Consider the following 18,075-nt stretch of genomic DNA (forward strand, 5'->3'; position numbering starts at 1 on the left):
CCGAACCCTTCTCATCCCTCGGTCGGAGACCGGGCCGGGGTGTCTACGACTCCACGGCAGCGGCGCTCCGACGGCCCGTCATCCGCCGAGCAGCTTGCGCACCCGGTCGGCGCCGACGGCCAGCAGCAGGGTGGGCAGCCGCGGTCCGGTGTCCCGGCCGACCAGCAGGTTGTAGAGCAGGGCGAAGAAGGCCCGCTGCGCCACCTTCAGCTCCGGAGTGGGCTTGGCGTCCGGCTCCAGACCCGCCTGGACCTTCGGGACGCCGTAGACCAGGGTGGTCAGGCCGTCCAGCGACCAGTGCTCGTCGAGGCCGTCGAGCAGCAGCCGCAGCGAACCGCGGGCCTGCTCGTCGAGGGTGCCGAGCAGCTCCTCGTCGGGCTCGTCGCGGACGATGGTGCGCTGCTCGGCCGGGACCTGGGTGTTGATCCAGTACTCGGCCTTGGCCAGCCGCGGCCGGGTCTCGTCCAGCGAGGTGACGGGGCTGTCCGGGTCCAGCTCGCTCAGGATGCGCAGCGTCTGCTCGTCATGGCCCGCGGTGATGTCCGCGACCGAGGCGAGCGTGCGGTACGGCAGCGGGCGCGGGGTACGGGGCAGCTCACCGGCGGCGGTGCGGGCCGCGCGGGAGTACGCCGCGGCATCGGCCGGCAGCGCGGTGCCGTCGGCGACCTTGGCCTCCAGCTTGTCCCACTCGTCGTAGAGCCGCTGGATCTCCTGGTCGAAGGCGATCTTGAAGGACTGGTTGGGCTTGCGGCGGGCGTACAGCCAGCGCAGCAGCGGCGCCTCCATGATCTTCAGCGCATCGCCCGGGGTCGGCACCCCGCCCCGCGACGACGACATCTTGGCCATGCCGCTGATGCCGACGAAGGCATACATGGGGCCGATGGGCTGCGCGCCGTCGAAGATCTGCCGGACGATCTGGCCGCCGACGACGAACGACGAGCCCGGCGAGGAGTGGTCGACACCGGACGGCTCGAAGATCACGCCCTCGTAGGCCCACCGCATCGGCCAGTCGACCTTCCAGACCAGCTTGCCGCGGTTGAACTCGCTCAGCCGGACCGTTTCGCCGAAGCCGCACTCGGTGCAGGTGTAGGCCAGCTCGGTGGTCTCGTCGTCGTACGAGGTGACCGTGGTCAGGTCCTTCTCGCACTGCCCGCAGTAGGGCTTGTACGGGAAGTAGCCCGCCGAACCGCCGCTGCCGTCGTCCTCGGCGGCCGCGCCCGAGCCCTCGGCGGCCTCCAGCTCGGCCTCGTCGACCGGCTTCTGCGACTTCTTGGCCGGGGCCTTCTTCGTGCGGTACTGGCCGAGGATCGCGTCGATGTCCGCGCGGTGCTTCATCGCGTGCAGGACCTGCTCGCGGTAGACGCCGGAGGTGTACTGCGCGGTCTGGCTGATGCCGTCGTACTCGACGCCCAGCTCGGCGAGGGCCTCGGACATGGCGGCCTTGAAGTGCTCCGCCCAGTTCGGGTGGGCCGAACCGGCCGGGGCCGGCACCGCGGTCAGCGGCTTACCGATGTGCTCGGCCCAGGAGCCGTCGACGCCCTCGACCCCGTTCGGGACCTTGCGGTACCGGTCGTAGTCGTCCCAGGAGATGAGGTGACGGACCTCGTACCCGCGGCGGCGGATCTCGTCGGCGACCAGGTGCGGGGTCATGACCTCGCGGAGGTTGCCGAGGTGGATCGGGCCGGACGGGCTCAGGCCCGAGGCGCAGACGACCGGTTTGCCGGGGGCGCGGCGCTCCGCCTCGGCAATGACCTCGTCCGCGAACCTGGAGACCCAGTCGGTCTCGGTGCTCTGCTGAGCCACGATCGGCCCTTCCTCTTCCTGTTGCTTCCTCGTTGCGCCGTCTGGCGCGCGGGCGCACAAAAGCCTGACGGTGCCCATTGTCCCAGACGAAAAATCAGTGGTAGTGCCGTGGGATACTCGTTGGCAAACCCTTTCCACTCCAGCGACACCTCCCTCTGGAAGAGAGCTCATCTTCATGGCCTCGGTCACTTCGCTCGCAGCTTCGGTCCACCAGCGCGTCGCGGACGCCCTCTCGGCAGCCCTGCCGGAGGCCGGCACCGCGGACCCGCTGCTGCGCCGAAGCGACCGGGCCGATTTCCAGGCCAACGGCATGCTGGCGCTGGCCAAGAAGCTCAAGGGCAATCCGCGGGAGCTGGCCGCGCAGGTCGTCGCAGGCATCCCCACGGGCGACAGCGGTGCGGTGATCAAGGAGATCGAGGTCTCCGGACCCGGCTTCCTCAACATCACCATCGCCGACGAGGCGATCGTCAAGACCCTCGCCGCGCGCGCCGCCGACGACCGCCTGGGCGTGCCGTACACCGCCGGTGCCGGTGCGACCGTCATCGACTACGCCCAGCCGAACGTGGCGAAGGAGATGCACGTCGGCCATCTGCGGTCGGCGGTGATCGGCGCGGCGATGGTCGAGATCCTGGAGTTCACCGGCGAGAAGGTGGTCCGGCGGCACCACATCGGCGACTGGGGCACCCAGTTCGGCATGCTCATCCAGTACCTCATCGAGCACCCGCACGAGCTGGACCACAAGGGCGGCGAGGTCTCCGGCGAGGAGGCCATGTCGAACCTCAACCGGCTGTACAAGGCCTCGCGCGCGCACTTCGACTCCGACGAGGAGTTCAAGGAGCGGGCCCGCCGCCGGGTCGTCGACCTCCAGGCCGGCGACGAGGAGACGCTCGCCCTGTGGCGGCGGTTCGTCGACGAGTCGAAGATCTACTTCTACTCGGTCTTCAACAAGCTCGACATGGACATCCAGGACCCCGATGTCGTCGGCGAGTCCGGCTACAACGACATGCTGGAGGAGACCTGCCGGCTGCTGGAGGAGTCCGGCGTCGCGGTGCGCTCCGAGGGTGCCCTCTGCGTGTTCTTCGACGACGTCAAGGGCCCGGACGGCAACCCCGTCCCGCTGATCGTGAAGAAGTCCAACGGCGGCTACGGCTATGCCGCGACCGACCTCTCCGCGATCCGGGACCGGGTCCAGAACCTCGGCGCCGACACCCTCCTCTACGTCGTCGACGCCCGGCAGTCCCTGCACTTCAAGATGGTCTTCGAGACCGCCCGCCGGGCCGGCTGGCTGAACGACAAGACGCACGCCGTCCAGCTGGCCTTCGGCACGGTCCTGGGCAAGGACGGCAAGCCGTTCAAGACCCGTGAGGGCGAGACGGTGCGGCTGGTGGACCTGCTGGACGAGGCGATCGACCGGGCGACCGCGGTGGTCCGGGAGAAGGGCGAGCCGATCGGCCTGACCGAGGAGGAGATCACCGGCAACGGTGCGCAGGTCGGCATCGGCGCCGTGAAGTACGCGGACCTGTCGACGTCGGCGAGCCGGGACTACAAGTTCGACCTGGACCAGATGGTCTCGCTGAACGGCGACACGTCGGTGTACCTCCAGTACGCCTACGCCCGGATCCGGTCGATCTTCCGCAAGGCCGGTGACACGGCCCCCGCGGCGCACCCGGAGCTGCCGCTGGCCCCGGCGGAGCGGGCGCTGGGCCTGCACCTCGACCAGTTCGGCGAGACCCTCGCCGAGGCCGCCGCGTCGTACGAGCCGCACAAGCTCGCCGCGTACCTCTACGGCCTGGCCTCGCTGTTCACGACCTTCTACGACCAGTGCCCGGTCCTGAAGGCCGAGGGCGGCACGGACCAGATCGCGAACCGGCTGTTCCTGTGCGAGCTGACCGCCCGCACCCTCCACCAGGGCATGGCGCTGCTCGGCATCCGGACGCCCGAGCGGCTCTGACCCGAGCGGGTCGGACCCGAGCGGCTCCGACCCGCGCGCGTCGCCCGGCCGTCCGCGCGTCCCGCCGTCGCCCACGCTCCTGCCACAACGGCCCCGTACTCCACAGGTGTGGTACGGGGCCGTTCAGGTCTCCGGGCACGTGCCCGCGCGGGCCGTGGCGGGCTGAGCCGACGGGCGGCCGGGCGGCGCCGTCAGTGCTGCCAGGGCTTGCGTACCGCGTCCTTGGTCTTCTCGGCCGCGTCCAGCCCGTGCCCGGCGGACTTCTCGGCCTTGCCCTCGGCCTCCAGCTTGCGGTTGTGCGTGGCCCGGCCGACGGCTTCCTTCATGGCGCCGATGACCTGTGCGCCCTTGGCCTGCATCTTGCGCTTGGCAGTCATGGTTACCCGCTCCTCAGTCGGTCGGGGCCTTCCTTGACACTCGGCACGTGCCCGGCGAGCGACGGACAAAACGCTGGTCCTGTGACAAACGAAGCTCCCGCCCCGGAACCCGGGACGGGAGCTTCGCGGCGGCACGGGCGGCCGGGGGCGCTCACAGCCCCCGCGCCACCTCCGTCGCCCAGTACGTGAGGATCATGTCGGCGCCGGCCCGCTTGATGCCGGTCAGCGCCTCCAGGATCGCCTTGTCCCGGTCGATCCAGCCCTTCTCGGCGGCCGCCTCGATCATCGCGTACTCACCGGAGATCTGGTACGCGGCGACGGGCACGTCCACCGTGTCCGCGACCTTCGCCAGCACGTCGAGGTACGGCAGCGCCGGCTTGACCATCACCATGTCGGCGCCCTCCTCCAGGTCGAGCGCCAGCTCGCGCAGCGACTCGCGGAGGTTGGCCGGGTCCTGCTGGTAGGTCTTGCGGTCGCCCTGGAGCGACGATCCGACGGCCTCCCGGAACGGCCCGTAGAAGGCGGAGGAGTACTTCGCGGTGTAGGCGAGGATCGAGGTGTCCTCGTGGCCGGTCTGGTCGAGCGCGTCACGGACGACGCCGACCTGCCCGTCCATCATGCCGCTGGGGGCCACGACATGGACGCCCGCGTCGGCCTGGACCTGCGCCATCTCGGCGTAGCGCTCCAGCGTCGCGTCGTTGTCGACCCGTCCCCCGGCGTCCAGGACACCGCAGTGGCCGTGATCGGTGTACTCGTCCAGGCACAGGTCCGACATGATGACGAGGTCGTCGCCGACCTCCTCCTTCACGTCACGGATGGCGAGCTGCAGGATCCCGTCGGGGTCGGTGCCCGCCGTACCCGCGGCGTCCTTCTTGGCGTCCTCCGGCACCCCGAACAGCATGATCCCGGCGACCCCGGCCCCGACCGCCTCGGCGGCGGCCTTGCGCAGCGTGTCGCGGGTGTGCTGGACGACGCCCGGCATCGCGGAGATCGGCACCGGCTCGCTGATGCCCTCCCGTACGAACGCCGGGAGGATCAGGTCCGCCGGGTGCAGCCGGTGCTCCGCGACCATCCGCCGCATGGCGGGAGTGGTGCGCAGGCGGCGCGGCCGCGCCCCTGGGAAGCTTCCGTACTTCGTCATACCGCTCACGCTACGCCCGCTGTGCGCCTGCCTTTGCCGACGTGTCGTCGGCCGGCCGGGCCCGCGGATCCGTCACAGCTGCCGCAGGTGATCACGGAGTGCGCGGGCGACCTGTCCCATCAGGGCGTCGGCGCCGGGCTGCTTGCTGGCGGGCACGAGCGACTCGGTGAGGACGGCGACCGCGAACGCCCGGCCGTCGCTGTGCTCGACCACTCCGATCTCGTGGCGGAGGTTGAGGAGGGTGCCGGTCTTGGCGGACCAGGTGGTGGCATCGGAGCTGAAGTCCGGCGTCAGCCGGTGCCGCATCACGTTGTGGGCCATGAGACCGCGGACCCGCTCGGCGGTCTCCGGGGGGATCGACGACGGTGTCCACAGGGCCTGGAGCAGTTCGACGTAGGCGTGTGCGCTGCCGCTGTTGGCGCGGGTGATGTCCAGTTGCGGCACCCGGTGTCCGTGTGCGCCCGCGCCGATGGCGAGGGCGTGGGCAAGGTGGGCCTGTGCGGGATCGAGGCGTTCCTCGGGGGTGTCGGCCAGCTCCTGCAAGGTGTGCCGGACGGTGATGCCGCGCAGGCCGAACTCGTGCAGGAGGGCGGTGACCCGGGCCGGCGGGGTGAGGCCGAACAGCACGTCGCCGGCGGTGCTGTCGCTGACGCAGGTGCTCAGATAGAGCAGGTCGTCGAGGGCGATCCGGGCGGGATGGCGGAAGCGGCTCAGGCCGGTGGGCCCGGGGGTGGTGATGCGCCCCGGCTGTACGTCGAGCGCGGTGGCTCCGTCGAGTTCGCCCCTCCGGATGCGTTCGATCGTCGCGAGTGCGAGGGGGACCTTGACCAGGGAGGCGGTGGGCAGCTCGGCGTCCGGCTCGATCCCCACTTCCTGCCCGGTGTGCAGATCCCGGACGAGCAGACAGGCGCGCAGGCCACCGTCGTCGAGTTGGCGGCGCATGTCGCGCAACAGTGCCTCGGTGTTCACGCGACCTCCGCGTTGCCGGGGTGCGGTGGACCGGATACGCCGAGGCAGTCGGCTATCGCCTCGCCCAGACGCGTCCGGATGAGCTGTGGATCGCCGGGCGCGGTGGCGCTCAGGGCGTACCCGCGGGCGAAGGAAGCCTCGCCGATGGGGCGCCAGCTCAGGGCGAACGCGCGGGCCTGCGCCGGGGAGCACAGCAACAGGTCCCCGGTGCACAGGACTTCGGCCGCGGCCGCCGTGAGGTCGGCCGCCTCGGCGAGCTGTGCGGGCTGCAGGCCGACGGCATCGCGCAAGCGCGTCAGCGGGTCGCGGATGTGCGCCACGTCGTCCTCCGGCTGGATCCAGATGCGACGGGCCGGGCCGGTGGTGGTCCGGCCGCGGCGCAGCGTGTCGAGGTAGAGGCGCTTCACCCCGGGGTCCTCGGCGGCGGCCAGCCCCAGGGGCACCGACCACGTCGCCTGGTCCGGCGCGACCGCGAGCAGCGCCGCCCGCACCTGCTGGGAGCGGATGAGTTCCGTCCGCCGGGCGGGCGCCGCGACGCGCAGGTCGAGCGTCATGCCCTGCCGCCGTGCGCCGGCGACGAGCCGTGCCAGGCCGGCGCCGGAGCACACATCGGGCACGGCGAGCCGCCACGGTTTGCGCTTGGCGGCTGCCGCCTCGTGCTCCAGAACATCGGCGGTCAGCAGCAGTTGACGGGCCACGGGCAGCATGTCCCGGCCGAAGGGGGTGAGGACGGCCTGCCGCGCGGTGCGCTCGAACAGCCGCTCCCCGAAGCGCTCCTCCAGGGCCGCGACGCGGCGGCTCGCCACCGACTGGGACATCCGGGCAGCCGCCGCTCCGACGGTGAAACTGCCGTACTCGCTCACGCTGACGAACGCACGACACGCCCCCACCAGATCCACAGCGCGCCCCTCCCCGCCCCACGGCATGCCTTCCGCCCCATGCCGAATCAGCATGGAACCCCGCATCAGCGTATTGGACCGCATAGCTGCCGGGCGGCGAAGGTGACCCTGCCCGCCACGGCCGGATCCCCGAGTGAGCCCGGCTGCCCACTCCCCGTGCCGTGCGCGCCGGGGCAGGACCGGAGGTTCAGACCATGCAGCACACCCGTGCCCACCGCTGTGCTCTCAGCGGGCTCGTCGCCCTCGCCCTCATCCCGCTCACGGCCTGCGGCGAGGGCGGTTCCCGCGACCACTCGTCCAAGCCTGCCGGCGCGTCCGCGTCCGCGTCCGAGGAGAGGACACGGCCCCCCGCGGCGAAGCAGCCCTACGTCCACGCCTTGCAGAAGCTGGAGCGCACCCACGGCGCCCGTCTCGGCGTCCACGCCGTCGACACCGGCACCGGACGCGTGGTGGCCTACCGCGACGGCGAGCGGTTCGCCCACAACTCCACGTTCAAGGCACTCGAAGCCGGCGCCGTGCTGCGCAAGCGCTCCCTGAGCGGGATGGACAAGACCATCAAGTACAGCAAGAAGGACCTGGTCGAGAGCTCTCCCGTGACCGAGAAGCACGTCGCGTCCGGGATGACCCTGCGCGCACTGTGCGACGCCGCCGTGCGCTACAGCGACAACACCGCGGCCAACCTGCTGTTCAAGGAGCTCGGCGGCCCGAAGAAGCTGAACGCCGTGCTCAAGGGCCTCGGCGACGACGTCACGCACATGGAGCGCTACGAAACGGACCTGAGCACGTGGGATCCGGGCTCGACGCGCGACACGACCACGCCGCGGGCCTTCGCCGAGGACCTGCGCACCTTCGTGCTCGGAGATGCCCTCGGCACAGCGGAACGCGCTCAGCTCACCACGTGGCTGCGGACCAACACCACCGGCGACGAGCTCATCAGGGCCGGCGTGCCCAAGGACTGGGTGGTCGGTGACAAGACCGGAATGGGCAGCAACTACGGCGGCCGGGACGATATCGCCGTGATCTGGCGGCCGCACGCCGCGCCCCTCGTCGTGGCGATCTTCTCGAACCGCACCGACGAGGACGCGGATCCCGACAACAAGTTGATCGCGGAAGCGGCCTCCGTGGTCGCCGACTCGCTGCGGTAGCCGAGCGCCGGGCGTGTCCGAGGCGCGCCGGTCCCGGCACTCCGGCCCGGCAGCCGCGGCACGGCCCGCCCGCAAGCAGTGACGCAGAAGGGCGCCCCCAAGAGGGGCGCCCTTCTGCGTCGTACGGCCGTGGCTCAGCTACGCGCTCTCCGGCGCGACCCGGGCCGCCGCTCGCTCGGCCGGGTGACCGGGTCCCCGGCCTCCAGCGCGGCATCGCGGCGCGCCGCGCCGAAGTCCGCGAGGGCCTCGGCCAGCTTGTGCACGGACGGCTCGGGGGACATGACGTCCACCCGCAGCCCGTGCTCCTCGGCCGTCTTGGCGGTGGCCGGGCCGATACAGGCGATCACGGTCACGTTGTGCGGCTTGCCGGCGATGCCGACGAGGTTCCGCACGGTCGACGAGGAGGTGAAGAGCACCGCGTCGAAACCGCCGCCCTTGATCGCCTCACGGGTCTCGGCCGGCGGCGGCGAGGCGCGCACGGTCCGGTAGGCCGTGACGTCGTCGACCTCCCAGCCCAGCTCGATCAGCCCGGCGACCAGGGTCTCGGTGGCGATGTCGGCGCGCGGCAGGAAGACCCGGTCGATCGGGTCGAAGACCGCGTCGTAGGGCGGCCAGTCCTCCAGGAGACCGGCGGCCGACTGCTCACCGCTCGGCACGAGGTCCGGCTTCACGCCGAAGGCGACCAGCGCCTTGGCGGTCTGCTCGCCGACCGCGGCGACCTTGATCCCCGCGAAGGCGCGGGCGTCCAGGCCGTACTCCTCGAACTTCTCCCGGACAGCCTTGACGGCGTTGACCGAGGTGAAGGCGATCCACTCGTAGCGGCCGGTGACCAGGCCCTTGACCGCGCGCTCCATCTGCTGCGGGGTGCGCGGCGGCTCCACGGCGATGGTCGGGACCTCGTGCGACACCGCGCCGTACGACACCAGCTGGTCGGAGAGCGACGCGGCCTGCTCCTTCGTCCGCGGCACGAGCACCCGCCAGCCGAAGAGCGGCTTGGACTCGAACCACGAAAGACGGTCGCGCTGGGCCGCGGCACTGCGCTCACCGACCACGGCTATGACCGGCTGGCCGCCGTTCGCCGAGGGCAGCACCTTGGCGGCCTTGAGCACCTGGGCGACCGACCCGAGGGTGGCGGTCCAGGTGCGCTGGCGGGTGGTGGTGCCGGCGACGGTGACCGTCATCGGGGTGTCGGGCTTGCGGCCCCCGGACACCAGCTCCCCGGCGGCCGCGGCCACCGAGTCGAGGGTGGTGGAGACGACGGCGGTGGCGTCACTGGCACCCACCTCGGACCAGCAGCGCGCGTCGGCGCTGCGGGCGTCGATGAAGCGCACGTCGGTGCCCTCGGCGTCGCGCAGCGGCACACCGGCGTACGCGGGCACGCCGACGGCCGCGGCGATACCGGGCACCACCTCGAAGACGATCCCCTCGGCGGCGCACGCCAGCATCTCCTCGGCGACATCGCCGTCGAGCCCGGGGTCCCCGGGGACGGCCCGTACGACCCGCTTGCCCGCGCGGGCGGCCGCCATGACAAGATTGGCGGTGTCCCGCAGGGGAGAAACGCCTGTGGGGGTGACGGGGATTGACGCCTCGTCAGCTGATGTCTGCAGTGGTGTGTCGACCTGTGCGCGGGCATGCACGCGCACGACGTCCAGCACCTGCGGGTCGGCGATCAGTACGTCCGCGGAGGCCAGCGCCTCCACGGCACGCAGCGTCAGCAGACCCGGGTCTCCCGGCCCGGCACCCAGGAAGGTGACCTGACCGGAGGCGGAGTGGTTTGGGGCGGTGGGGTTCAAAGTGCTCGCTCCCCCATAAGACCGGCCGCACCCTTTGCGAGCATCTCGACGGCGAGTTCACGGCCCAGCTTCAGCGGGGCCGACACGTCGTCGGGAGAGGCGGGTACGTGCCCGGTGGTGGACAGTTGCACCAGCGTGCTGCCGTCGGTCGTGCCGACGACACCACGCAGATGCAATTCGGTGACAGCCTGCTCGTCGGCCTTGGGGCCCCCCGTGCTCGAGCGGAGTCGAGAGCTTGGGGAAAGGTCGGCCAGCGCCCCGACGGGTGCGGAACAGCCGGCCTCCAAGGCGGCGAGCAGGGAACGCTCGGCGGTCACGGCGGCCCGGGTGTCCGGGTCGTCGAGCTCGGCGAGCCGGGCGATGAGATCCACGTTGACCGCAGCGCACTCGATCGCCAGTGCCCCCTGGCCGGGGGCGGGCAAAACCACGTCGGGCGACAGCAGCTGCGTCGCCTCGTCGATCCGGCCGATCCGGGTGAGTCCGGCAGCGGCCAGTACGACCGCGTCCAGTTCCCCCTTCTCGACGAAGCCGATGCGGGTGTCGATGTTCCCGCGTATCGGCACGGTCTCCACACGCCGGCCCAGCTCCCTGGCCCAGGCGTTGAGCTGCGCCATCCGCCGGGGGGAACCGGTCCCGATGCGGGCCACCCGGTCCTCGTCGGCGGTCAGCTGCTCGAAGGTGAGCCCGTCCCTGGCGATCAACGCGTCGCGGGGGTCTTCCCGTACGGGTATCGCGGCCAGGACCAGGTCCTCGGGCTGCGTGGTGGGCAGGTCCTTGAGGGAGTGGACGGCGAAGTCGATCTCCCCGGCGAGCAGCGCGTCGCGCAGCGCGGAGACGAAGACGCCGGTGCCGCCGATCTGCGCGAGGTGCTCACGGGAGGTGTCGCCGTAGGTGGTGATCTCCACCAGCTCGACGGGGCGCCCCGTCAGCTCGCGGACCGCCTCGGCGATCTGTCCGGACTGGGCCATGGCGAGCTTGCTGCGCCGCGTGCCCAGCCGCAGTGCTCTCGTAGTGCTGTCGGTCATGCCCGCTCCCGTGCATCGTGCCTGTCGGCGCGCGTGTCGGCCCGGCTGACGGCGGCGACCGTCTCGGGGTCGAGGTCGAAGAGTTCCCGCAGGGCGTCCGCGTACCCGGCGCCGCCGGGCTCGCTGGCGAGCTGCTTGACCCGGACGGTGGGCGCGTGCAGGAGTTTGTCGACGACGCGGCGCACTGTCTGGGTGATCTCGGCGCGCTGCTTGTCGTCCAGATCGGGAAGGCGGCCGTCGAGCCGGGCGATCTCACCGGTGACGACATCCGCCGCCATGGTGCGCAGGGCGACCACGGTGGGGGTGATGTGCGCGGCCCGCTGTGCGGCGCCGAACGCGGCCACCTCGTCGGAGACGATGCCGCGCACCTTGTCCACGTCGGCCGCCATCGGCGCGTCCGCGGACGCGTCGGCCAGCGATTCGATGTCGACGAGATGCGCGCCCTCGACCCGGTGGACCGCGGCGTCTATGTCCCGCGGCATCGCGAGGTCGAGCAGCGCCAGCGGCGCCGGGTTCCCCTCGCGCGCGGCCGCGACCATCTCGCCGGCCAGCACCAGACCGGTCGCGCCGGTACAGGAGACCACGATGTCGGCGAGCGCCAGCTCGTCCGGGACGGAGGTCATGGCGGCCGCACGGGCGCGCAGCCCGTTCGCCGCGCCGGGCCCGCCGGGCTCGGTGAGGATCTGCACGAGCCGCTCGGCCCGCTCGACGGTGCGGTTGGCGACGGCCAGCTCGCCGACCCCGGCCCGTACGAGGGTGGTGGCGGCCAGCGACGACATCGAACCGGCGCCGATGACCAGCGCCCGCTTGCCGCGCGCCCAGGTCCCGACGTCCTGGCCGCCCGCGAGCTGCTCCAGCCCGAAGGTGACCAGCGACTGGCCGGCCTTGTCGATGCCGGTCTCGCTGTGGGCGCGCTTGCCGACCCGCAGCGCCTGCTGGAACAGGTCGTTCAGCAGCCGTCCCGCGGTGTGCAGCTCCTGGGCGACGGCCAGTGCGTCCTTGATCTGCCCGAGGATCTGGCCCTCGCCGACGACCATCGAGTCCAGGCCGCAGGCCACCGAGAAGAGGTGGTGGACCGCGCGGTCCTCGTAGTGGACGTAGAGATAAGGGGTGAGTTCCTCCAGGCCGGCGCCGCTGTGGCGGGCCAGGAGGGTGGAGAGCTCGGCGACACCGGCGTGGAACTTGTCCACGTCGGCGTAGAGCTCGATGCGGTTGCAGGTGGAGAGCACCGCGGATTCGGTGACGGGTTCGGCCGACACCGCGTCCTGCAGCAGCTTGCCGCGCGCCTCCGGGGCGAGCGCGGCCCGCTCCAGCACGCTCACCGGCGCGCTGCGGTGGCTCAGTCCGACGACCAGGAGGGTCATGCCGGCATCACGGCGGGCATGTCCCCGTCAGGTCCCTTACGATCGCCCGCCACGGCGGCAGCGGCACGGACGGCCGCGGCCGGGGTACCGCTGTCGGGCCCGGCCTCCTCGCCCGCCTTGCGCTGCTCGTGGAAGGCGAGAATCTGCAGCTCTATCGACAGGTCGACCTTGCGCACGTCCACCCCGTCGGGGACGGTCAGCACGGTCGGCGCGAAGTTGAGGATCGAGGTGACACCGGCGGCGACCAGCCGGTCGCAGACCTGCTGTGCGGCCCCGGCCGGCGTGGCGATGACGCCGATCGAGACGCCGTTGCTCTCGATGATGTGTTCCAGCTCGTCCGTGTGCTGGACCCCGATGCCCGCGACGGGCTTGCCGGCCATGGCCGGGTCGGCGTCGATCAGCGCGGCGACCCGGAAGCCACGGGAGGCGAAGCCGCCGTAGTTGGCGAGCGCGGCGCCGAGGTTACCGATACCGACGATGACAACCGGCCAATCCTGCGTCAGCCCCAGCTCGCGCGAGATCTGGTAGACGAGGTACTCCACGTCGTAGCCGACACCGCGGGTCCCGTAGGAGCCGAGGTAGGAGAAGTCCTTGCGCAGCTTGGCTGAGTTGACCCCGGCCGCGGCTGCGAGTTCCTCGGAGGAGACCGTGGGGACCGAGCGCTCGGACAGCGCGGTCAGTGCACGCAGATACAGCGGAAGCCGGGCGACGGTGGCCTCGGGAATGCCTCGGCTGCGGGTCGCCGGTCGGTGAGTTCGGCCAGTTGCCACGGTGCTCCTGCGGGTAGAGCGGGGCTGCGGGCGACCGCATGGAACCCGACCGCCCTGTCTTCTGCAGGCTATGTCTTTGTGAACGCGTGCACAAAGATGGTGTCCGGTTTGTCCGCCCAAAGTGATGGGGGTCACGCGCCTATTACAAGCCTCCGCGGAACCAACTCCCACGTCACGCCGTTCACTCGCGCCACCTGCGAAACACGGCAGCAGCCACGGGAGCACGCGCCCTCACTCCTCACCGCTATACCCCCGGAAACCTACAAATCGCCCACCGATGGTAATCGACCCGGACGGCCCCGGGCGCGCCCCGCCGTCCGGCCCGGCGGCCCGGTCCGGACCCGGCCCGTACGGCCCGCCCGCCCCGCCACAGCGACCCGGCACAATGGGCCCATGGCCCCCTTGTTCAGCCGCAGCCCCCGCAAGAACCCCGCCGACCGGATGGTCACCCTCGTCGGCAAGCCGGGCTGCCACCTCTGCGACGACGCCCAGGCCGTGATCGAGAAGGTGTGCGCGGAGACCGGCGCGTCCTGGGAGAGGAAGGACATCACCGAGGACGCCGAGCTGCACCGCAAGTACTGGGAGCAGATTCCGGTCATCCTCGTCGACGGCGCCCAGCACGACTTCTGGCGCGTCGACCCGAAACGCCTGCGCACAGCCCTGGGCGCCTGACCCCGGCCCACTCCCGGCGCACCGCCCCGGGCACCCGGCCCCGACCCGCTCCCGGCGCACCGCCCCGAAACGCCTACGTACGGCCCTGCGCGCCTGGCCCCGAACCGCTCCAGGCGCACCGACCCGAAACACACCTGCGCACAGCCCCGGACGCGTGAGCCCGAACCGCTCCAGGCGCGCCGACGCGAGACACACCTACGTATGGCCCTGAACACGTGAGCCCGGACCACCGCCTCCCCCTGGACCCCTTCCGCGCCACGCGTTGCAGAGCCCCCTCGGGCTCCCCCTCCCCGCCACGCTGCAGCCCCCTCGGGCTCGCCCCCCCGCCACGCCGTGACCCACCCCCGGGCCACGCCGTATCCCACCCCCGGAATACCCCTTCCCCCCGCCACGTTGTGGCCCGCAGGGGGCTGTTCCTCCCCTTACGGGAAGTGTTCGCCCGCCCCCTAAGGCCCCGCAGAGGTGGCCGTAATGCACACTTCCCTCTCTCCAGGCCCTCCTGACACGCGCCCGTAACCGGAAGCACCGAACAAACTGGCTACGCTAGCGCCATGTCGCCCGCTCGCCGATCCGGCTGGATGCCCTCCGGGGCGCTCTTCGACCTGGGCTGGATCCCTCGCCGCCGACGACCCGCCACGGCCCGCAGCGTGCTGGCCGGCGAGGCCGCGGCCGAGGCCGCCCGGAAGTCCTCCCAGGAAGCACCGCCCGTCGAGGAGACCGATACCCCGGCGGAGCCCGAATTCCCGGTCGTCGGGGACACGGCAGCCGCCGCCTTCTTCGACCTGGACAACACCGTCATGCAGGGCGCCGCGCTGTTCCACTTCGGCCGCGGCCTGTACAAGCGGCACTTCTTCCACAAGCGCGATCTGGCCCGCTTCGCCTGGCAGCAGATCTACTTCCGGCTGGCCGGCTCGGAGAACCCCGAGCACATGGCGGACGTCCGCAACAGCGCGCTGTCCATCGTCCAGGGCCACCGTGTCGCCGAATTGATGTCCATCGGCGAGGAGATCTACGACGAGTACATGGCCGAGCGCGTCTGGCCCGGCACCCGCGCCCTCGCCCAGGCCCACCTCGACGCGGGTCAGAAGGTATGGCTGGTCACCGCGGCCCCCGTAGAGACGGCGACGATCATCGCCCGCCGGCTCGGCCTGACCGGCGCGCTGGGCACCGTCGCCGAGTCCGTCGGCGGGGTCTACACGGGCAAACTGGTCGGCGAGCCGCTGCACGGCCCGGCCAAGGCCGAGGCGGTCCGCGCCCTGGCGTCCGCGGAGGGCCTGGACCTCTCGCACTGCGCCGCCTACAGCGACTCCGCCAACGACATCCCGATGCTCTCGCTCGTCGGGCACCCCTATGCGATCAATCCTGACAGCCGGCTGCGCAAGCACGCCCGGGAGCAGGGGTGGCGGCTGCGCGACTACCGGACCGGCCGCAAAGCCGCCAAGATCGGCATCCCCGCGGCGGCCGGTGTGGGCGCCCTCGCAGGCGGTGCCGCGGCCGCGGTCGCACTGCAGCGCCGACGCCGCTGACCAGGCCTGATAGCCGTACGGGACGGCGGCCCATCCCCACTCCCTACCCCCTCCGCCGTCCCCTCAGTCCCGCCGCTGCCGGTTAACCACAACACGCCCTCCAACCAGGCAGATTGCGTTTCCTTCCGATCAAAAGTTGCTCAGTAATCGATACTTGATCTGCCACCAACCCGGCACGGACCGTAACTAATCGATGATTTGAGCAACTGGGTGTAGCGCTGCCTGTACGAAGCGTTATTCTCCTCAGACGCAATCCGGAACCCACACGTCCCTACGACGAGTGAACGGTCCCGCACTGCACGTGATGGAAGCTCTGCCTCTGGGAGTCCCGTGTACCCACACGTCGGGGTTGACGCCTCGGGCCTGGCTACGCTGCGTACGACACTCGTCGACCACCTGCGCAGTTTTGTCCCCACCGCGTACGCCGTCCCCGCATTCGCCTCAGCCGTCCCCGCCGCCGGACCCTGCTACGCCCTGGCCGACGGGAGTGCTGCGGTCGGCAAGGCCGCCGGCAGAACCCGCCGTTCCGGCACCGGCACGACCACCGCCCGTCGCCCCGCCGACAGCGACAGCCGTCGCATGATGGACCTCGTCGAACGGGCCCAGGCGGGCGAGGCCGACGCCTTCGGCCGCCTCTACGACCAGTACGCCGACACCGTCTACCGGTACATCTACTACCGCGTGGGCGGCCGTGCCACGGCCGAGGACCTCACCAGCGAGACCTTTCTGCGCGCCCTGCGCCGCATCGGCACCTTCACCTGGCAGGGCCGTGACTTCGGCGCCTGGCTCGTGACCATCGCCCGCAACCTCGTCGCCGACCACTTCAAGTCCTCACGCTTCCGCCTGGAAGTCACCACCGGAGAGATGCTCGACGCCAACGAGGTCGAGCGCAGCCCCGAGGACTCGGTCCTCGAGTCCCTCTCCAACGCCGCCCTGCTGGAGGCGGTGCGCAAGCTCAACCCTCAACAGCAGGAGTGCGTCACGCTGCGCTTCCTGCAGGGCCTCTCGGTCGCCGAGACCGCCCGCGTCATGGGCAAGAACGAGGGCGCGATCAAGACCCTCCAGTACCGCGCCGTCCGCACCCTGGCGCGGCTGCTCCCCGAAGACGCCCGCTGACCCGCCCCCCTGTCCACGGATTTCGGTGACCGGTTTCCATGCCGCATTCGCTCACTCTTGGTGACCTTCCATACCCGGTCGGTCAGATCATCGTGAGTGCGTAACCCGAGTGCCGCGCCGCTCGTTGTGCGGGATGCAGGCTCCATACGGTCATGCCTTGCCCGTCACCTCTCACTCGATCGAGTGGTCGCGGGCAACGGCTTGCAACCGTCCGGTCCGTCTGGACAGTCAAAGCCAGCCCGGGGAGTCGAGCGGGATGACGAGAGGAGGTGCCGCCCGTGATCGCGAATGTCTCGGTGCACCGGCGGGCCAACGCCTTCGCCCAGGCCCTCGAGGAGCAGGTCCTCGAGGACACGGCGGCCGAGGACCAGGTCGACAATCCGGCGCAAGCGCCGGGCGAAGCACGGCTGTTGGCGGTCGCCGACGGCCTCGGGAAACTCCCGAGGCCGGAGATGGCAGCCGAGGTCAAGACTGTCCAGCGCGCCCAGCTCATCGCCGCGATGGAGGCCGCCTTCGCCGAAGGCGCTCCGTCCGACGGTGCCAGGGTGCCCGAGCAACGCGACCACAAGGGCGCGCACCGCGCCACGAAATCGATCGGCAGGCTGCGTCCGCGCTCCCGCCTCACCAAGGGCCTGGCGGCGGGCGGGCTGACGGTCGGCGTCGCCGCCGGTGCGTTCACCGGCGTCGCCGCGGCCAGCTCCGACGCCCTGCCCGGCGACTCCCTCTACGGCCTCAAGCGCGGCATGGAGGATCTGCGGCTCGGTATGGCCGACGACGACTCCGACCGCGGCAGGCTCTATCTCGACCAGGCCGCCATCCGCATGATGGAGGCGCGGCGCCTGATGGAGCGCGCCCGGGTCGCCGACCTCGACCACGAGGCGCTCGGCGAGGTCCGCAAGGCACTCGCCGGCGTCACCCACGACGCGGGTGAGGGCCACCGCCTCCTGCACCAGGCCTACGAGCGCGACGGCTCGCTCGGCCCCATCCAGGCGCTGAACTCCTTCACCAAGTCCCACCGCCGTACCTGGTCGCAATTGCGCGACAAGCTCCCGGTACAGCTCACGGACGTCCGTGACCAGGTCAGTTCGGTCTTCGCAGCCATAGACAAAGAGGTCGGTCCGCTCCGTCCGCTGCTGCCGCCCACCCCGGACAGCCGTGGCCGCCACCGCCACACGCCCGCCTCCGCGGGCACCGGCTCCGGGTCCGCCGGGCACCCGGCCCCGTCCGGCAGCAAGCACACCCCCGGCAAGCACGCCGCCGGCTCGCACGCCCCCCGCCCGTCGGCCTCGCCCTCCCAGGAGGACGGCCTGCTCGGCGGCAATACGGGCGGCCTGCTCGACCCGCCGTCCAAGGGCGGCAGCCCGTCCCCGCACGACCGGGGCCACCACCACAGCGGCCGGGACACCGGTGGCCAGCCCGACGTCACCCTCCCGCCGCTGATCCCGGGGCTGCTTCCCGGCCTGGGCATCGACGGCGAGGATCTCCCGAAGTAGCGAAGCGGTCCCTCCGGCGCTCGGTGTTCTT

Annotated in this window: 15 protein-coding genes; 6 read left to right on the forward strand and 9 right to left on the reverse strand. The window is 71.5% G+C overall.

Annotated elements, in window-relative coordinates; all coding sequences use genetic code 11:
• Window positions 1–78: 78 nt before the first annotated feature.
• Complete coding sequence (gene lysS / locus Scani_RS34400) at window positions 79–1,803, reverse strand: lysine--tRNA ligase (protein ID WP_159481612.1); 1,725 nt, start codon at window positions 1,801–1,803, stop codon at window positions 79–81.
• Window positions 1,804–1,978: 175 nt separating this feature from the next.
• Between lysS and argS the strand changes: the two genes are divergently transcribed.
• The gene (gene argS, locus Scani_RS34405) at window positions 1,979–3,754 is read left to right on the forward strand and encodes an arginine--tRNA ligase (RefSeq protein WP_159481613.1); all 1,776 of its coding nucleotides are present in this window, start codon (window positions 1,979–1,981) and stop codon (window positions 3,752–3,754) included.
• Between the two features lie 191 nt (window positions 3,755–3,945).
• On the opposite strand, the gene Scani_RS34410 is transcribed toward argS, so the two are convergent.
• The 4 genes from Scani_RS34410 to Scani_RS34425 form a co-directional block, all read right to left on the reverse strand.
• A complete protein-coding gene (locus Scani_RS34410; RefSeq protein ID WP_159481614.1) occupies window positions 3,946–4,131 on the reverse strand; it encodes a CsbD family protein in 186 nt (61 codons plus the stop codon).
• A gap of 151 nt (window positions 4,132–4,282) precedes the next feature.
• Complete coding sequence (gene hemB, locus Scani_RS34415; RefSeq protein WP_159481615.1) at window positions 4,283–5,272, reverse strand: porphobilinogen synthase; 990 nt, start codon at window positions 5,270–5,272, stop codon at window positions 4,283–4,285.
• A 72-nt stretch (window positions 5,273–5,344) separates the two neighbouring features.
• Entirely contained in the window at window positions 5,345–6,241 is an 897-nt protein-coding gene (locus Scani_RS34420) for a serine hydrolase (RefSeq protein WP_174872785.1), read from the reverse strand.
• Window positions 6,238–7,167 carry a LysR family transcriptional regulator gene (locus tag Scani_RS34425; protein WP_246296480.1) on the reverse strand — a complete coding sequence of 310 codons (930 nt, stop codon included), beginning with the start codon at window positions 7,165–7,167 and terminating at the stop codon, window positions 6,238–6,240. Before Scani_RS34425 ends, Scani_RS34420 begins: the two co-directional genes overlap by 4 nt.
• 167 nt (window positions 7,168–7,334) lie before the next feature.
• On the opposite strand from Scani_RS34425, the gene bla reads away from it, so the two are divergent.
• The gene (gene bla, locus Scani_RS34430; RefSeq protein ID WP_159481617.1) at window positions 7,335–8,285 is read left to right on the forward strand and encodes a class A beta-lactamase; all 951 of its coding nucleotides are present in this window, start codon (window positions 7,335–7,337) and stop codon (window positions 8,283–8,285) included.
• Between the two features lie 134 nt (window positions 8,286–8,419).
• Here the strand turns inward: bla and Scani_RS34435 are convergent, their stop codons facing one another.
• From Scani_RS34435 to Scani_RS34450, 4 genes are read right to left on the reverse strand one after another with little or no spacing between them, the layout of a single operon-like run.
• Window positions 8,420–10,078, reverse strand: a complete 1,659-nt coding sequence (locus tag Scani_RS34435; protein WP_159481618.1) for a bifunctional uroporphyrinogen-III C-methyltransferase/uroporphyrinogen-III synthase — start codon at window positions 10,076–10,078, stop codon at window positions 8,420–8,422.
• Window positions 10,075–11,103, reverse strand: coding sequence for a hydroxymethylbilane synthase (gene hemC, locus Scani_RS34440; RefSeq protein WP_159481619.1), 1,029 nt, complete (start codon window positions 11,101–11,103; stop codon window positions 10,075–10,077). The genes Scani_RS34435 and hemC overlap by 4 nt, the downstream gene beginning before the upstream one ends.
• Window positions 11,100–12,467, reverse strand: a complete 1,368-nt coding sequence (locus Scani_RS34445) for a glutamyl-tRNA reductase (protein ID WP_159481620.1) — start codon at window positions 12,465–12,467, stop codon at window positions 11,100–11,102. Before Scani_RS34445 ends, hemC begins: the two co-directional genes overlap by 4 nt.
• Window positions 12,464–13,237 carry a redox-sensing transcriptional repressor Rex gene (locus Scani_RS34450; RefSeq protein WP_159481621.1) on the reverse strand — a complete coding sequence of 258 codons (774 nt, stop codon included), beginning with the start codon at window positions 13,235–13,237 and terminating at the stop codon, window positions 12,464–12,466. The genes Scani_RS34445 and Scani_RS34450 overlap by 4 nt, the downstream gene beginning before the upstream one ends.
• Window positions 13,238–13,630: 393 nt before the next feature.
• Between Scani_RS34450 and Scani_RS34455 the strand changes: the two genes are divergently transcribed.
• From Scani_RS34455 to Scani_RS34470, 4 genes are all read left to right on the forward strand, one after another.
• Window positions 13,631–13,909 carry a glutaredoxin family protein gene (locus tag Scani_RS34455; RefSeq protein WP_159481622.1) on the forward strand — a complete coding sequence of 93 codons (279 nt, stop codon included), beginning with the start codon at window positions 13,631–13,633 and terminating at the stop codon, window positions 13,907–13,909.
• A 578-nt stretch (window positions 13,910–14,487) separates the two neighbouring features.
• A complete protein-coding gene (locus Scani_RS34460; protein ID WP_159482540.1) occupies window positions 14,488–15,435 on the forward strand; it encodes an HAD family hydrolase in 948 nt (315 codons plus the stop codon).
• A 330-nt stretch (window positions 15,436–15,765) separates the two neighbouring features.
• Window positions 15,766–16,551: an ECF subfamily RNA polymerase sigma factor, BldN family gene (locus tag Scani_RS34465; RefSeq protein ID WP_088798525.1), complete on the forward strand. Its 786-nt coding sequence runs from the start codon at window positions 15,766–15,768 to the stop codon at window positions 16,549–16,551.
• A gap of 278 nt (window positions 16,552–16,829) precedes the next feature.
• Complete coding sequence (locus Scani_RS34470; RefSeq protein ID WP_159481623.1) at window positions 16,830–18,044, forward strand: DUF5667 domain-containing protein; 1,215 nt, start codon at window positions 16,830–16,832, stop codon at window positions 18,042–18,044.
• Window positions 18,045–18,075: the final 31 nt, after the last annotated feature.

The sequence above is a fragment of the Streptomyces caniferus genome, assembly GCF_009811555.1.
Classification (GTDB): Bacteria; Actinomycetota; Actinomycetes; order Streptomycetales; family Streptomycetaceae; genus Streptomyces; species Streptomyces caniferus.

Coding starts and splice junctions, on each gene's coding strand:
- hemB (WP_159481615.1), bottom strand. CDS start 5,272: ATGACGAAGTACGGAAGCTTCCCAGGGGCGCGGCCGCGCCGCCTGCGC.
- Scani_RS34410 (WP_159481614.1), bottom strand. CDS start 4,131: ATGACTGCCAAGCGCAAGATGCAGGCCAAGGGCGCACAGGTCATCGGC.
- bla (WP_159481617.1), top strand. CDS start 7,335: ATGCAGCACACCCGTGCCCACCGCTGTGCTCTCAGCGGGCTCGTCGCC.
- hemC (WP_159481619.1), bottom strand. CDS start 11,103: ATGACCGACAGCACTACGAGAGCACTGCGGCTGGGCACGCGGCGCAGC.
- Scani_RS34425 (WP_246296480.1), bottom strand. CDS start 7,167: ATGCCGTGGGGCGGGGAGGGGCGCGCTGTGGATCTGGTGGGGGCGTGT.
- Scani_RS34445 (WP_159481620.1), bottom strand. CDS start 12,467: ATGACCCTCCTGGTCGTCGGACTGAGCCACCGCAGCGCGCCGGTGAGC.
- Scani_RS34455 (WP_159481622.1), top strand. CDS start 13,631: ATGGCCCCCTTGTTCAGCCGCAGCCCCCGCAAGAACCCCGCCGACCGG.
- Scani_RS34460 (WP_159482540.1), top strand. CDS start 14,488: ATGCCCTCCGGGGCGCTCTTCGACCTGGGCTGGATCCCTCGCCGCCGA.
- argS (WP_159481613.1), top strand. CDS start 1,979: ATGGCCTCGGTCACTTCGCTCGCAGCTTCGGTCCACCAGCGCGTCGCG.